This window comes from uncultured Hymenobacter sp., from assembly GCF_964243305.1.
Classification (GTDB): Bacteria; Bacteroidota; Bacteroidia; order Cytophagales; family Hymenobacteraceae; genus Hymenobacter.
Window position 1 is genome coordinate 42,304 of the sequence record NZ_CAXTEF010000004.1, and the last position, 15,406, is coordinate 57,709.

A 15,406-nucleotide genomic window follows, 5' to 3' on the forward strand; every position below is an offset into this window, starting at 1 on the left:
CCAATCCGCTTGCGCAAGTGGCGCGGTTGCGATGAGTCGCCCCGCTGGGGCTTTTCGTTTTTCCTACCCCCTACTTTCTACCGATGGGCTACCCCGCCGGGGCTCTCGTTCAAACTGTTCACTACTCACTACCTAAAGCCGGCCGCGCCACACCAGCCACTCCGGCCGGGCGGCCACGTCGGGCGCTTCCTCGCGGCCGGGCCAGAGGCCGTACACGGCTGAGCCGGAGCCCGACAGGCTGGCGTAGGCGGCGCCGGCGGCGTAGAGGGCGCTTTTCACCTCGGCCAGCACCGGATGATGCGGCGTGAGGGCCTCTTCAAAATCGTTGGTAACGGTCTGGCGCCACGTCTCAATCGGCCGGGCCAGGGCGGCGCGCAGCGCGTGGCGCGGCGGGCGCGGCGTGATGGCGGCGTAGGCTTCGGCGGTGCTGATGTGCAGATTAGGATAAATCACCACGGCCGCCGTGCCGGCCAAGTTCAAGGCTATCGGCTCGAATACATCACCTTTTTCCAGGGCCAGCACGGGCCGGTTTTCGAGAAAAAACGCGCAGTCGGCGCCCAGCCGGCGGGCATAAGCAAGTAATTTATCCGAAGGCAGATTCAGCGCAAACAGCTTATTTAGAGCGCTTAGCGCAAACGCGGCATCCGACGAGCCGCCGCCCAGGCCCGCGCCGATGGGCACGACTTTGTGCAGGTGCATCTGCACGGGCGGCAAGTTAAAGTCAGTGCGCAGCAGCGCGTAGGCGCGTAGGCAGAGGTTGGTTTCCGGCGCGCCCGGAATGGGGCGGCCGGTGAGGGTGAGGGGGGCTTCGGTCTGGCCGGGGGGGGTAGGGAGGATTTCCAGCGCGTCGGTCCAGGGCAGGGGCACGAACACCGATTCGAGGTTATGGAAGCCGTCGGGCCGCCGCGCCGTGACGTAGAGGCCCAGGTTGAGCTTGGCGTTGGGGAAAGTGAGCAACTGAATTACGAGTTATGAATTACGAATTACGAGTTATGACTTTCAGGCGCGGCCATTCACTCATTTATTTTCCTATCGGTTGATTTAAAGCTAAGCGCCGTCCGGCAATCTACTTTTGCACTTGTCGGCGGCAGGCCAAAATTCAGCATTGGAAACGCAAAACTCCTTTTACCGTCGCCGCGGCAAGCGCCTGCTCGACCTGGCACTGGCCGGGCCGCTGCTGGGGCTGACTTTGCCGCTGCTGGCGCTGGCGGCGGGCCTGGCGGCGGGGCAAAACCGGGGCGCCTGGCTGTTTCGGCAGGCGCGGCCGGGCCAGGATGGGCGGCTATTCACGCTCTATAAAGTTCAGACCATGACCCAGGCCCGCGACGCGGCCGGCCAGCTGCGGCCCGACGCCGAGCGCCTGCCGCCGCTGGGCCACTGGCTCCGGGCCACTTCTCTTGATGAGCTGCCCCAGCTCTGGAACGTGCTGCGCGGCGAGCTGAGTCTGGTCGGGCCGCGCCCGCTGCTGCCGCAGTACCTGCCGCTGTATTCGGCGCGGCAGGCGCGGCGCCACGCGGTGCGGCCCGGCCTCACGGGCTGGGCCCAGGTGAACGGGCGCAACGCCATCAGCTGGGAAGAAAAGTTTGAGCTGGACATCTGGTACGTCGAGAACGTGTCCTTGGCCCTGGATTTGCGCATTCTTTGGCGCACGGCTGGCCGGGTGCTGCGCGGCAGCGGCGTAGCCGCGACCGGCGCGGCCACCATGCCGGCCTTCACGGGCACGGCCTCATCGGCCGTTGGACCGCCCGGCAAGGCCGCGCCGGCTGCCGCGCGCCGTGCCTGAATTCCTGCTATGAGCCCGCTCCCTACCCCCCCTTCTCCCGCCAATACCGCCGCGCCCAGCCCACCGGCGCCGGCGGCTGCCCGGCCGCGCCTGGCTATTTTCGGGGCGGGCGGGCTGGGGCGCGAGGTGCTGGCGCTGGCCCACCAACTCAACGAGGCGGCGCCCACCTGGGAGCTGTTCGGCTTTTTCGACGACCAGCCGCCCGCCGCCCCCGCCCGGCTGGGCCTGCCCTACCGCGGCACCAGCACTGACCTGCTGGCGCTGGGCCGGGCGGCCAACCTCCCTACCCCCCTGCACGTGGCCATTGCCGTGGGCAATGGCCGCCACCGCGCCGCCGTGGCCGAGCGCCTGCGGGCCGCTGGACCCGAACTGTGCTTTCCCAGCCTTGTTCACCCCGGCGTGGCTTGCCAGCCCTACCAGCGCCTGCAAATAGGCCAGGGCTGCCTGATTCAGCAGGGCTGCATTCTGACCACGGACGTGACGCTGGGCGACTTCGTGCTGCTAAACCTGGGCTGCACCGTGGGCCACGACGCCCGGCTCGATGATTTTTGCTCCCTCATGCCGCACGCCAACGTGGGCGGCGGCGCCCACCTGTCGGCGGGCGTGTACCTGGGCACCAACGCCACCGTTATTCAGGGCGTGCGGGTCGGCGCGCGCACCATTGTGGGCGCGGGTGCCGTCGCGGTCCGCGACTTGCCGGCCGACGTGACGGCCGTGGGTGTACCGGCGAAGGCAATTATGAGTTATAAATTATGAGTTGTATCTACCTGATTAATAATCAATTCGTAACTCATAGTTTATAACTCACAGCTCAAACAAATGCGCAGTCAGGACCACGACCGGCTTTACCTTTCCCCGCCGCACCTGGGCCGGCACGAGCTGAACTACGTGCACAAGGCCATCGAGGACAACTGGGTAGCGCCGGCCGGGCCCAACATCACGGGCTTCGAGGCCGACATCTGCCAGGCCACGGGCGCGGCCCACGCCGTGGCGCTGGTGTCGGGCACGGCGGCCATTCACCTGGGGCTGGTTCTGCTCGGCGTCGGGCCGGGCGATGAGGTGCTGTGCCCCTCATTCACGTTTGTAGCCACGGCCAATCCCATTCTGTACCTGGGCGCCACGCCCGTCTTTATCGACAGCGAAGCCGATACCTGGAACCTGTGCCCAACGCGGCTGCGCGAGGCTATCATAGATAGAATCAGACTCGGCAAAAAGCCCAAAGCCCTCATCCTGGTGTACCTCTACGGGATGCCCGCCAAGCTAGCGGAAATCCTGGCTTTGACCGCGGAGTTTGGCATTCCGGTGCTCGAAGACGCGGCCGAGGCGCTGGGCGCCCACTACCAGGGCCGGGCCCTGGGCACGTTCGGGGGGGTAGGGATTTTCTCGTTTAATGGCAACAAGATTCTGACGACCAGCGGCGGCGGCGTCCTGGTTACCAACGATGCTGCCCTGGCCCAGAGAGCCCGCTTTCTAGCCACGCAAGCCAAGGATGAGGCGCCGTATTATCAGCATTCCGAAGTTGGCTACAACTACCGCCTCAGCAACCTGCTGGCTGGCATCGGCCGCGGCCAGATGGAGCTGCTGGCCGAGCGCGTGAAGCGGCGCCGCGAAATCTGCGGCTGGTATCAGCAGCACCTGCGTCCGCTCGCGCCGTCCCTGGCCGTGGCACCCGCCGCCGAGCCGCCCGGCGCCCACGCCAATCGCTGGCTCACCACCATCCTGCTCGCGGGCGCCGACGACTCTCTCGCCGGCGAATTCCCTACCCCCCCGCTCACGCCCGAAGCCCTGCGCCAGCACCTCGAAACCCATAACATCGAGAGCCGCCCGTTCTGGAAGCCGCTGCACTTGCAGCCGCTGTTTCGGGCCGCGCCGATGTATGGCGGCGCGGTCTGCGAAGACCTGTTTGCCCGCGGCCTGTGTTTGCCCAGCGGCACGGCCCTGACGGAGGCGGATTTGCAACGGGTGGCCGGGGCGCTGGCGGAGGGGGTAGGAAAAAGGTAGCGCGGACTTTGTAGTCCGCGCTACTGTGGCAGCTCCTTTACCAGCTGCAAGCCCAGCGCCGGCAGATGGTCGAAATCATTATCAGCGGTATGCAGGGGCAAATCTAAATCCAGCGCTGTGGCCGCTATCCACAGGTCATTCTTGCCCATGTTGCGGGCGCTCAGGCCGGCGGGCAGCGGCTGGCCCAGCAGCTTGCCCTGGCTGTAGGCATCTAGCCGAGCGTAATAATCAGTAAGATGCTGCCGCACGAATGCCACCGGGTAGCTTTCAATCAAGTGCTGTAGAAATGCTACGCGCTGATATCCCCAGTTATTTTTCAAGGCAAACGCTTTTAACTCACCAACCACCACAACTGGCAAAATAGCTTGTGTGGGCAACACCTGCTGCCACCGAATGTGCGCGATGACAAAATTCGTGTCACAAACCACGGGCGGAGGCTTCGCGCTCTTCGCGCAGAATTTCGTCCATCAACCGATTCTCCTCCTCGGTAAATCCGAGGTCAGGAATCTCCAGCGGCTTTTTGCCGCACACAGTATCAAGAAACCGCTGCACACCCCAGCGCTTAATGTCTGTGGTTGAATATTCATTTATCCGGCCCGGTCGCAGGGGCGGAATGATGTCGGAATCGGAGATGATTTCAATAGGCATGGCAAGGAGCGGATGTTAAGCAAGGGCAAGCTACAAACTTCGTCACCCGGCCCCGCGGTTCCGGCGGGCGCAACATCGGGCTTAGCTCAAGTAAGCCAGCTCGCCGGTCAGCAACCCGCCTCAGCTGCGGGCCCCTACCCCCTCCGTGAGCTTCTCCACCGATGGCGTGGTGGTGGGCACGTGCTTGGCCAGCACCCGGTTTTCGCGCTCGAACACGCGCATCAGGACAATGAAATAGGAGAGCAGCAGCGGGCCGATGGCCAGGCCCACGATGCCGAACACCTCGACGCCGCCGATAATGCCGACCAGTGTAATCCAGGGGTGAATGTCGCCCATCTTCTTGCCCAGGTAGATGCGCAGCACATTGTCGACGTTAATAATCACCACCACGCCCACGATGAGAATGCCCGCGCCCAGCCCCGGATGGCCCTGCGCAAACTGATAGAGCGCCGCCGGCCCCCAGACCAGCGGCGTGCCCAGCACCGGAATAAAGGCCACGAACACGGCCACCAGGCCCCAGAACAGCGGGTCGGGCACCTGGAAAATCCAGAGCGTGAGGCCCGTCAGGGCACCCTGAATGATGGTGAGCAGGCCCTGGCCGAGCACGTTGGCGTTCACGTTGTTTTTCAAGGACTCGCTCAGCTCTTCCTGGGTTTTCTCGCGGAAAGGCAGGTAGCGGTGCAGCCCGCGCAAGAACGCTTCTTGCTGCGAAAACATGAAGTAGAGCGTGAACAGCATCAGGCCCACGATGGCGATAAACTGAATCAGGCCGCTGGCCAGCGACGGCAGCCAGCCGCTGACGCGCGTGGCGCCCTGCTGCAAGAGCTGGCGCGTGTTCTGCGGGTCCGTTATCTTGAACTTGGTCAGGTCTTCGAGGCGGTGGACGACGGCCAGAATCTGGTCGGTGTTGCGGGACAGATTCGCCAGGCGCCCGATGAGCAGCGTCGTGAGCATGTAGAACGGTACGATGAGCACCACCAGCGAGAGAAGAATGAGCAGCACCGTGACCAGCGTGCGGTTCCAGCCGCGGCGGTGCACGAGCGCCGTAAAGATGGGCCGCAGCACGACGTAGAGAATGCCCGCGCCCAGGAAAGAAGTCAGGTACTGGAGCAGCCCGAACAGGATGAGCGCGGCCAGCACCAGGAGCGAGCAAATCAGCAGCAGGTGCCGCTGCGGGGGCGAAAAGATATTTTCTTCGGGTTCGGGCGTAAGGGAGGTTGGTTGCATAGAGGGGGGTAGGAAAGCTGACCAGGCGCGGCGCTGGCCGTTCGGAATACGAATTATGGCTTTCCGGGGCGATGCGGCCCGGCTTATTTTCCCGCACGGCAGCAGCGCAAACTTTGTAGTTCGCGAATGGGCGATTTTAGATTGTTCGACAATTGTTCAACTCGCGGACTACAAAGTCCGCGCTACTGCCCTACCCCCCTCCCCTACTCCAAGGCCTGCGCCAGGTCGGCCAGCAGCTCGTCGGCGTCCTCCACGCCCACGCTCAGGCGCAGCAGTCCCAGGCTGATGCCGAGCTTGGCGCGCTGCGCCTCGGTCAGGGCGCGGTGCGAGGTGGTGAGCGGGTGCGAGCAGCACGAATCGACGCCGGCCAGCGAGGGCGCGAACGGAAACAGGCGGGTGCGCCGCATAAAGCTGTTGACGGCGGCGCGCTCGTCGGCCAGGCGCAGGGTCACGATGCCACCGAAGCGGCCGGCGCCCTGCCGCGCCGCCAGCGCGTGCTCTGGGTGGGCCGGCAGGCCGGGGTAATATACCTGCCGCACCGCCGGCTGCTGGCTCAGAAAATCGGCGACGAGCTGGGCATTGGCGCAGTGCTGAGCTAGGCGCAGGCGCAGCGTTTTGAGGCCGCGCGCGGCCAGCCAGGCTTCCAGCGGGCTGATGGTGAGGCCCACAGTCGCGCCAATCTGGCACAGGCGAGCAGCATCGGCGGGGTCGGCGGCTACCACGGCGCCGGCCGTCACGTCGGAGTGGCCGGCCAGGTATTTGGTTATGCTGTGCAAGCTCAGGTCGGCGCCCAGGGTCAGCGGCCGGGTGAGCACGGGCGAGGCAAAGGTGTTGTCGACCACCAGCTTGATTGCCAGCGCCCGGCAGGCGCCGGCCACGGCCGGCAGGTCGGCCACGCGCAGCAGCGGGTTGCTCATCGTCTCGCAGAGCAAAAGCCGGGTGCGGGACTGGCAATAGGCTTGCAGTGCCTCCGCGCTATGCAGCTCGGCAAACGGCACATAGCTCACCGTAATAGCCAGCCGGCTCAGCTCCTGGCTGAGCAGCGCAGCCGAGCCGCCGTAAATGTCCTCGGCGCAGAGCACATGGTCGCCGGCCCGGCAATAGCACAAGATGGCCGCGAAGATGGCCGCCATGCCCGAGCCCGTCACGACGGCGCCGGCACCCTCCTCCAGCGCGTTGATTTTGGCGGCCAGCTCCTCGGCGTTGGGGTTGCCGTTGCGCGAATAGAGGTAGCGGCTGCCGGGCTCGCTGAAATACGCCTCCACGTCGTCGAGGTCCGCGAATTTGAACACCGACGTCTGATAGATGGGCGTGATTTTAGGATTAATTATCATAAGGCAAAAGAAGCGGGTTGCTACTAAAAATGGCCCGAAATGACGACTGGGCCGCGTGGCCCGCGCGGCCCAGTCGTCATTTCGGGCCCTAGCGCTGGCTCACCGCCCACCGAATCTTCCTGGTCCCCGCCCTGCCTCCGCCCAGCGGGCGAAAGGGGGGTAGGGAATGCGGCTTTTTATGAGTCAGGTAAAAACACCCGCTTCCTGTTGCTTAAAAATCAGAAATAGAGCAGGTTTTAGTTGAATAATACCGAATCAGAGTAGCTTTGCAGTTGGTCAATTTTTATCTTCTACCCTTTTCTTTCTTTCCATGAAACACCTGTTGACTCTCTTGGGAATGAGCCTGGCGTCGATGCCTTTGCTGGCGCAGTCGCCGCCGGCGCTGCGCCCGGATTTGCACCGGGCCGGGGCCGCCCAGCCGCCGGCCGTGGCCGCGCTGCGCACTACCCACCACTCGCCCCTCAGCCGCGACTTGCAGCAGCTGTTTCAGTACGCGCAAGGTGCCGGGCTGGGCGGCAGCCGCACGGCCAGCGCCACCACGGCCCTGCGCACGGCCTTCCCGCTGCTCTCGGTAAACGCAGCCGGCGGCAGCGCGAGCAGCAACAGCGGCCCTTCGGTGGTGCTCGTGCGCATCACGGCCCGCAACGTGGCGGCCCTGCGGCCGGCGCTCGAAGCCCGTGGCTTCGTCACGATTGCCGAGCGCGGCAAGCTGCACTTCATCGAGGGTGAGCTGCCCCTGAGCCAGCTCGCGCCGGGCGCCGCTGGCATCGGGGCGCTCACGGGCCAGGGCCTGCTGGGCGTGCGCGCCATCTGGCAGCCCATGACCAGCGCCGGCCGCTTCCAGAACCAGGCCGACTACGGCCTGCAAGTGAACCGGGTGCGGGCGGCCCGCCCCACCGGCTACGACGGCGCCGGCCAGCGCATCGGGGTGATGAGCGACTCCTATAATGCCCGCGGCGGCGCGGCGGCCGGCGTGACGGCCGGCGAGCTGCCCGCCGACGTGCAAGTGCTGCAAGACCGGGCCGCCGGCCAGGGCACCGACGAGGGCCGGGCCATGATTGAGCTGGTGCACGACCTGGCCCCCGGCGCGGGCAAGGCGTTCAGCGCCATTTTCCGGGGTGAGGCTGACTTCGCCGACCAGATGCTGCGCCTGGCCGACCCGACGCTGGGCAACTGCAACATCATCGTTGATGACATCTCGTACCTGGCCGAGCCCATGTTTCAGGATGGCGTGGTGGCGCAGGCCGTAAATGAGGCCAGCAACCGCCTGGGTGTCACGTATTTCGGCTCGGCTGGTAATGGCGCCGACGAGTCCTGCGAGTACGTCTCGCCGGTGTTCAAGCCCGTCTCGGCCGAAGCCGGCGCCGATGCCGAGCTGGACTTTGGTGCCAGCTTCGCCGCGGCCGGCGCTTCCGATACGCGCCAGCATTTCAGCATTCCCAAAGGTGCCACGTTCTTCCCGATTTTGCAGTGGAGCGACCCGTTTTATACGACCGACGGCGTCAAGTCGGACCTGGACATGTACCTGATTAAGACCCGCTCTAACGGCGTGGTGCTCCGGGGCGATACAGTGGCCATCAGCAACGACGACAATCTGGCCAGCCAGACGCCGGTAGAGGGCATTTCCTACACCAACAACAACGACACGGACACGGAATTTGACCTGGTTATCGTGCGCTACGGCGGCACGGCCAACCCGGCGCGGGTGAAGTATATTTCCTACGGCGACCTTATTTCCGACGACCCCGACGACGGGGGCATTCAACTCGAATATTTCACGCGCAGCAGTACCGTCACGGGCCACCACGCGGCCATCGGCAACATCTCGGTAGCGGCGGCGCCGGCCTACTTGCGGCTGGTAACGGAAGATTTCACGTCCAAAGGCGCCCCGGTTTTTCTGTTTAATCCCGACGGCAGCCCGCTGGCCGCCGCCGAAATCCGCGCCAAGCCCGACTTTACCTCTATTGACGGGGTGAGCACCTCATTTTTCGGGCAGAAATTTGACGGCCAGGACCCCAAGGATGGTTTCCTGTTCTTCGGCACCTCGGCGGCAGCTCCCAACGCGGCGGCCGTGGCGGCGCTGCTGCTCCAGGCCCAGCCCAACCTTACCCCTGTGCAAGTGAATGAGCGCCTCAAAAACACGGCCCGCGACATCGGCGCCGCCGGCTTCGACGCGCTGGCCGGCGCCGGCCTGATTAACGCCTACGACGCCATCTTTGGCCCGCAGACGCCCGCCGCGGGTCCGTTCGCCGAAACCTTCGACACGCCGGGACTCTCGCGGGCCTGGGAGCTGCAAGGCGCTTCCTACGGTCGCATCCTGGTGCGCAACGACTTCGGGCCGGCTTCCGGGCCGGGCCACCTGGTGATGGATGGCATTTTGGCCGCCGTCGGTGTGTCGGAGCGCCGCAACATTGCTTCTCTGCGGCTCAATTTGAGCGCCGCAGCCCCCGGCGGTTGGGTGCTGAGCTTCAAACACAAGAAGTTCGCGGGCGAAACCGACGAGGCTATGGCCGAAACCTTCACCGGCAACCCCAACGTCGACGGCGTGGCGCTGAGCGTGGACGGCGTGAACTGGTTTAGCCTGACGCCGCTGACCGGCACGGCCGCCACCACCAGCTACCAGACCGTGACGGTGAACCTGACGGAGTTTGCTGCCAGCAAGAACCTGACCTTGGGCGCCGACGTGCGCATCCGCTTCCAGCACTTCGGCAAGGGCGAGGTGGATACGGCGCCCGTGGCGGCCCGCGGCGGCCGGGCCTTCGACGACGTAACCGTGAGCGGCGCCAATGTGGTGCAGGCGCCGGTGGCGCAGTTCAGCTCATCTTCGACGGGGACGCCGCTGTGCCCCGGCAGCACCGTGCAGTACACCAACGCCGCGCTGTTTGCACCCACCAGCTTCCTCTGGACCTTCGAGGGTGGCACGCCCGCTACCAGCACCGACCCCAACCCCGTCGTGACCTACAACACGGCCGGCACCTACCGCACCACCCTGACCGTGACCAACGCCAGCGGCAGCTCGACCCGCACGACGGAGAGCGTGGTGGTTATCTCGGACGTCAAGCCGACGGCCAACTTCCGGGCCCGGCAGGCTCCGATTTGCCCCGGCAGCAGCATCAGGTTCACTAACCTGTCGACCAACTGCGCCAGCACTTACGCTTGGACCTTCGCCGGCGGCACGCCCGCCACGAGCACCGAGATGAGCCCGACCGTGACCTTCGCCACGGCCGGCACCTACACCGTGACGCTGGTGGCCCGGAACGCCAACGGCGAGAGCGGCCCCAAAACCTTCACGGTGGTGGTGCAGGGCGCGGCCCTGGCCGTGCCCTACGCCGAGAACTTCGCCAGCGGCATCCCCGCGGCCTGGGGCGTGCTCAACCCTAACAACGACCTGACCTGGACCGCGGCGCCCAACACGCTGCTCAAGGACGGCACCCGCGGCACGGCCGTGCTCATGCCCTTCTTCAACTACGTAGCTCAGGGCCGCCGCGACTCCTTGCAGTCGCCCACGTTTGATTTGCGGGGGCAGCCCCTTGCCAACCTGCGCTTCGACCTGGCTTACGCCCCGGCTACCCCGGTGGCCGACTACAACGACTCGCTGGCGGTGTTTGTGTACGCGGCCTGCACCAGCACGCCGCTGGCCCGCGTCTATCTGAAGTCCGCCACGGGCGAGCCGGGTGGGCTGGCCACGGCCTTGCCGCGCCCCAGCACGCCCTACACGCCGACTGCCACGAGCCAGTGGCGCCAGGAGAGCGTCAACCTGAACGCTTACCTGGGCCAGCAGATTTACCTGCGCTTCGTGGCCTACAATCAGTTCGGCAACAATCTCTACCTGAGCAATATTCGGGTGGATAATACCGCTGCGCTGGCCACGCGTGCCCAAGCCGACTCGCCGGCGCTGCAAGCCTTTCCCAACCCCGTGGCCGGCGGCGCCCGGCTCACGCTGGATTTGCCCCAGGCCCGCGGCACCGCCACGGTGCGCGTGCTCGACGCGCTCGGCCGCGTCAGCTACCAGACCCAGCTGATACTAAATCCTAGCGCCAGCACCCGGCGCGTGCTCACCTCGCCCGTAGCGGCCGGGCTCTACACCGTGCTCTGCCAGACGGCCGATGGGCAGCTCTACTCGCGCCGCGTGGTAGTGGAGTAAGCCGCCTGGCTTAATACAAAAAGCCCTGCCGCGCTGTGCGGCAGGGCTTTTTGTATTAAGCCAGGCGGCTTGGGCGCTGCTTGCCAGATTCCCTACTCCCCTTGTTCCCGGCCAAGGGTCGGCGCCGGCCGGCGCCGGCCGCGGGCAACTCAGAAGCTACCAATGAGCGGATACAAAAAAAGCCTCCCTAGTTATTAGGAAAGGCTTTTTTCGCTTAACTGAAGCCCGACCTCAGGCGCCCGCCGACTCGGCCAGCACTATCACGCTGTTGCGCAACACTTCCACCACGCCGCCGCTGATGCGGAACGCCTCGCGGCCGGTAGCACCGGTCAGCATTACGTCGCCGGCCTGCAGCGCCGAGATGAGCGGGGCGTGGTTGTCGAGCACTTCAAACTGCCCGCCTACCCCCGGAAATTTGGCCGACGACACTTCGCCCGCGAATACTTTCCGGTCAGGGGTGATGATTTCGAGATGCATATTTTTTCTGTCATGCTGAGCTTGCGAAGCATCTTATCACGTTCGCGCCGCTCGGGTTATTATTTCTGACAAAAGCAGCTGTGATAAGATGCTTCCTTCGTCAGCATGACAAACGGGATTACTTCGCTTCCGCAATCAGGCGCTCACCTTTCGTCACGGCGTCCTCGATGGTGCCGACGAGGTTGAAGGCGGCTTCGGGCAGGTGGTCGTGCTTGCCGTCGATGATTTCATTGAAGCCGCGGATGGTGTCCTTGATATCTACCAGCACGCCGGCCAGGCCAGTGAACTGCTCGGCCACGAAGAAGGGCTGCGAGAGGAAGCGCTGCACGCGACGGGCGCGGTTCACGGTCTGCTTGTCCTCCTCCGACAATTCGTCCATGCCCAGGATGGCGATGATGTCCTGCAACTCCTTGTAGCGCTGCAAAATCTCTTTCACGCGCTGCGCGGTGTTGTAGTGCTCGGCGCCCAGCACCTCGGCCGAAAGAATGCGCGAGGTCGAGTCGAGCGGGTCCACGGCGGGGTAAATGCCCAGCTCGGCGATTTTGCGGCTTAGTACGGTCGTCGCGTCCAGGTGAGCGAACGTGTTAGCTGGGGCCGGGTCGGTCAGGTCGTCGGCCGGCACATACACGGCCTGCACCGACGTGATGGAGCCGCGCTTGGTGCTCGTGATGCGCTCCTGCATGGCGCCCATCTCGGTGGCCAGCGTGGGCTGGTAGCCCACGGCCGACGGCATCCGGCCGAGCAACGCCGATACTTCGGAGCCGGCCTGGGTGAAGCGGAAGATGTTGTCGATGAAAAACAGGATGTCGCGGCCGGCGCCGGTGCCGTCGCCATCGCGGAAGCTCTCGGCGATGGTCAGGCCCGACAGGGCCACGCGGGCGCGGGCGCCGGGCGGCTCGTTCATCTGCCCGAAAACCAGCGTGGCCTGCGACTTCTCCATCTCGGCCATGTCCACTTTGGTCAGGTCCCAGCCGCCGGCTTCCATCGAATGCTTGAACTCGGTGCCGTAGCGGATGATGTCGGACTCGATGAATTCGCGCAGCAGGTCGTTGCCCTCGCGAGTGCGCTCGCCTACCCCCGCAAACACCGACAAGCCCGAATAGGCCTTAGCGATGTTGTTGATAAGCTCCTGAATCAGCACCGTTTTCCCTACCCCCGCCCCGCCGAACAAACCGATTTTGCCGCCCTTCACGTAGGGCGCCAGCAGGTCAATCACCTTGATGCCAGTGAAGAACACCTCCGAGGTCGTCGCCAAATCCTCGAAGGCCGGCGCGCCGCGGTGAATGCTCAGCCGGGCCTGGCTGCGGGGCTGCGGAATGCCATCGATAGCCTGGCCGATAACGTTGAAAAGCCGGCCTTTCACGCCATCGCCGGTGGGCATGGAGATGGGCGAGCCCAAGTCACGGACTTCGGCGCCGCGGGTCAAGCCCTCGGTCGAGTCCATCGCGATGGTGCGCACGCGGTCTTCGCCCAAATGCTGCTGGCACTCCAGCACTACCACCTGGCCATTGTCCTTGGTAACTTCGAGGGCATCGAGGATATTAGGCAGCTTTGCGTTTTCACCCGCGAAGCTCACGTCCACGACGGGACCAATGACCTGGGTGATTTTGCCGGTATTCGCCATTATAATGTCATTAAGTAAATCAAAGAGGAAGCTCTTTCCGGGTGCAAAAGTACGGCGCCGGGCGGGCTTTTGCAAGGTACGCGCGAAGGCGCTTGGCGCCGAGCCCGGTAAAGTAAGCTAGCCGAAAGACGGTCATGCTGAGCTTGTCGAAGCATCTCGCGGGCAGTACTAACCCATGATGAAAGAACAACGATTGAATTACTTTCCCGCGCCAGATGCTTCGCAAGCTCAGCATGACCGCCTTTCGACTTACCTACAAAAAATTTCGCCACACCTCTTGGCCTTAAATTTTTCGCCGCTTACCTTTGCGCTCCCAAACGGCTCCTCCGCCTTTGGGACTTTGTCCGATGGTGTAACTGGCAACACGCTTGATTTTGATTCAAGAAAGTCCAGGTTCGAGCCCTGGTCGGACAACGACAAAGCTCACGTAAAAGCAAAAGGCGCTGGCCTTCTCCGACAAGGGGAAGTCGGCGCCTTTCGCTTTTTATTCCCTTCGCCTACCCCCCCTTCTGCACATGGACCCGCAAGTAAAAATCTTCACCGGCAGCGCCTCCACGGAGTTAGGAGCCAAAATCGCCGCCGCTTACGGCTGCTCCCTCGGCGACCTCACCCTCCAGCGCTTCGCCGACTCGGAGATGGGGCCCAGCTTCAACGAGAGCGTGCGCGGCTGCGAGGTGTTTCTGATTCAGAGCACCTTCCCGCCCGCCGAGCACCTGATGGAGCTGATGCTGATGGTGGATGCCTGCAAGCGGGCCTCGGCCCATAAGGTCAACATTGTGATGCCCTACATGGGTTACGCCCGCCAGGACCGCAAGGACAAGCCCCGCGTGAGCATCGGCGCCAAAGTCGTGGCCAACATCATCCAGAGCGTGGGCACCGACCGCCTGATGACCTGCGACCTGCACGCGGGCCAGATTCAGGGCTTCTTTGATATTCCCGTCGACCACCTCGACGCCTCCACCGTCACGGCGCCCTACATCAAGTCGCTGAACCTGGACAACCTGATTTTCGCCTCGCCCGACGTGGGCGGCGTGGTGCGCACCCGCGCGATGGCCAAGCGTTTCGGTGCCGAAATCGTGGTCTGCGACAAGATGCGCCTGCGAGCCAACGAAATTGCCTCCATGCAAGTCATCGGCGACGTGAAGGGCGCCAACGTCATCTTCGTCGATGACATGGTCGACACGGCCGGCACCATCTGCAAGGCCGCCGAGCTGGTGATGGAGCGCGGCGCCAAGTCGGTGCGCGCCGTCATCACCCACCCGCTGCTCTCCGACCCGGCCCATCAGCGCATCCGCGACTCCGTGCTCACCGAGTTGATTACAACCGACACGATTCCGCAGCGCGAGGCCAATGAGAAGATTCACGTCATTTCCCTGGCCGAGCTGTTCGCCCACGCCATCCGCAATGTGGTCACGCACGAGAGCATCAGCTCGCTGTTTGGGTAAGAGACACGGCGATGTTAAGTAAATGTCTAACTTTGGCGAATGTTAGACAATTATCTAACTTCGAACTATGCCTGTTATTATCACAGGGGACATAATCAGTTCGAGTAAGCTAGCCTTGCCGAAAAGACAGCAACAGCTCAATGAGCTGTTGAGAGGTCTATTTACTGATTTACGTGGAATATGGCGACGCAAGGAGTTGCTACGGGCCGAAACCATTCAAGGCGACTCTTTCCAAATTTATTTGCTTGATGATAAGGAAGCTATACGAGCAGCACTGCTAATAAAATGCTTCTGCTTGTCTCAAAGCAAAGTTGGTAGCACCTATCGCTTTAATTGCCGCTTGAGTATTGCGATAGGCGCTGTCACGCTGCTTCATCCCAGTTCATTAGCTAAATCCGGAGGGTTAGCTTTTGATTACTCTGGCCGCGGACTGAAGGCAATTTCGCGAACCGGCTCCCAGCTTGTCTTCGAGTCTATAGAAATAGCTTGGACGCAAGCAATCAACATGGGGCTAGCCTTAGCTGATGAGCTATTAAGCCGGTGCACCCCAGCTCAGAACCAAGCAGTGCTTCTTAAGCTTTTCTACCCCCAGCAAACCCAGGAATGGCTAGCTGGCCAGATAGGTATTGGTCGCTCAGCCTATTCTCAACGCCTCAAGCAGACTGGCTGGACTGCTCTGGAAATGCTGCTTACTTACTACACCGATACGGTCAAATCCTAGCT

13 protein-coding genes and 1 tRNA gene are annotated in these 15,406 nt (G+C 63.5%); 7 read left to right on the top strand and 7 right to left on the bottom strand.

Going from position 1 to position 15,406, the window contains the following annotated elements; all coding sequences use genetic code 11:
• Positions 1-132: 132 nt before the first annotated feature.
• Positions 133-957, bottom strand: a complete 825-nt coding sequence (ispE, locus tag ACFE70_RS04015) for a 4-(cytidine 5'-diphospho)-2-C-methyl-D-erythritol kinase (RefSeq protein ID WP_375416431.1) — start codon at positions 955-957, stop codon at positions 133-135.
• A gap of 148 nt (positions 958-1,105) precedes the next feature.
• Here ispE and ACFE70_RS04020 point away from each other — a divergent pair, with 148 nt between their 5' ends.
• The 3 genes from ACFE70_RS04020 (at position 1,106) to ACFE70_RS04030 (ending at position 3,784) form a co-directional block, all read left to right on the top strand.
• Entirely contained in the window at positions 1,106-1,783 is a 678-nt protein-coding gene (locus tag ACFE70_RS04020) for a sugar transferase (protein WP_375416432.1), read from the top strand.
• A 9-nt stretch (positions 1,784-1,792) separates the two neighbouring features.
• On the top strand, positions 1,793-2,539 hold the full coding sequence (locus ACFE70_RS04025) for an acetyltransferase (RefSeq protein ID WP_375416433.1): 747 nt from the start codon (positions 1,793-1,795) through the stop codon (positions 2,537-2,539).
• 63 nt (positions 2,540-2,602) lie between these two features.
• On the top strand, positions 2,603-3,784 hold the full coding sequence (locus ACFE70_RS04030) for a DegT/DnrJ/EryC1/StrS family aminotransferase (RefSeq protein ID WP_375416434.1): 1,182 nt from the start codon (positions 2,603-2,605) through the stop codon (positions 3,782-3,784).
• A gap of 20 nt (positions 3,785-3,804) precedes the next feature.
• Here the strand turns inward: ACFE70_RS04030 and ACFE70_RS04035 are convergent, their stop codons facing one another.
• From ACFE70_RS04035 to ACFE70_RS04050, 4 genes are all read right to left on the bottom strand, one after another.
• Positions 3,805-4,212 carry a PIN domain-containing protein gene (locus tag ACFE70_RS04035; protein WP_375416435.1) on the bottom strand — a complete coding sequence of 136 codons (408 nt, stop codon included), beginning with the start codon at positions 4,210-4,212 and terminating at the stop codon, positions 3,805-3,807.
• Positions 4,202-4,432: a hypothetical protein gene (locus ACFE70_RS04040; protein ID WP_375416436.1), complete on the bottom strand. Its 231-nt coding sequence runs from the start codon at positions 4,430-4,432 to the stop codon at positions 4,202-4,204. The genes ACFE70_RS04035 and ACFE70_RS04040 overlap by 11 nt, the downstream gene beginning before the upstream one ends.
• 120 nt (positions 4,433-4,552) lie before the next feature.
• Positions 4,553-5,659 (bottom strand): AI-2E family transporter, encoded by a 1,107-nt coding sequence (locus tag ACFE70_RS04045; RefSeq protein WP_375416437.1) that lies wholly within the window; start codon positions 5,657-5,659, stop codon positions 4,553-4,555.
• A 203-nt stretch (positions 5,660-5,862) separates the two neighbouring features.
• A complete protein-coding gene (locus ACFE70_RS04050; protein ID WP_375416438.1) occupies positions 5,863-6,993 on the bottom strand; it encodes a trans-sulfuration enzyme family protein in 1,131 nt (376 codons plus the stop codon).
• A gap of 310 nt (positions 6,994-7,303) precedes the next feature.
• On the opposite strand from ACFE70_RS04050, the gene ACFE70_RS04055 reads away from it, so the two are divergent.
• The gene (locus ACFE70_RS04055; protein WP_375416439.1) at positions 7,304-11,137 is read left to right on the top strand and encodes a PKD domain-containing protein; all 3,834 of its coding nucleotides are present in this window, start codon (positions 7,304-7,306) and stop codon (positions 11,135-11,137) included.
• Between the two features lie 231 nt (positions 11,138-11,368).
• Here the strand turns inward: ACFE70_RS04055 and atpC are convergent, their stop codons facing one another.
• Positions 11,369-11,614: an ATP synthase F1 subunit epsilon gene (gene atpC / locus ACFE70_RS04060; RefSeq protein WP_375416440.1), complete on the bottom strand. Its 246-nt coding sequence runs from the start codon at positions 11,612-11,614 to the stop codon at positions 11,369-11,371.
• A gap of 118 nt (positions 11,615-11,732) precedes the next feature.
• Positions 11,733-13,238, bottom strand: a complete 1,506-nt coding sequence (gene atpD, locus ACFE70_RS04065) for a F0F1 ATP synthase subunit beta (RefSeq protein ID WP_375416441.1) — start codon at positions 13,236-13,238, stop codon at positions 11,733-11,735.
• A 341-nt stretch (positions 13,239-13,579) separates the two neighbouring features.
• Here atpD and ACFE70_RS04070 point away from each other — a divergent pair.
• The 3 genes from ACFE70_RS04070 (at position 13,580) to ACFE70_RS04080 (ending at position 15,404) form a co-directional block, all read left to right on the top strand.
• Positions 13,580-13,652 (top strand) — tRNA-Gln (locus ACFE70_RS04070).
• Between the two features lie 101 nt (positions 13,653-13,753).
• Entirely contained in the window at positions 13,754-14,683 is a 930-nt protein-coding gene (locus ACFE70_RS04075; RefSeq protein WP_375416442.1) for a ribose-phosphate pyrophosphokinase, read from the top strand.
• Positions 14,684-14,750: 67 nt separating this feature from the next.
• Positions 14,751-15,404 (top strand): hypothetical protein, encoded by a 654-nt coding sequence (locus ACFE70_RS04080; RefSeq protein WP_375416443.1) that lies wholly within the window; start codon positions 14,751-14,753, stop codon positions 15,402-15,404.
• The last annotated feature ends 2 nt before the right edge of the window (positions 15,405-15,406 follow it).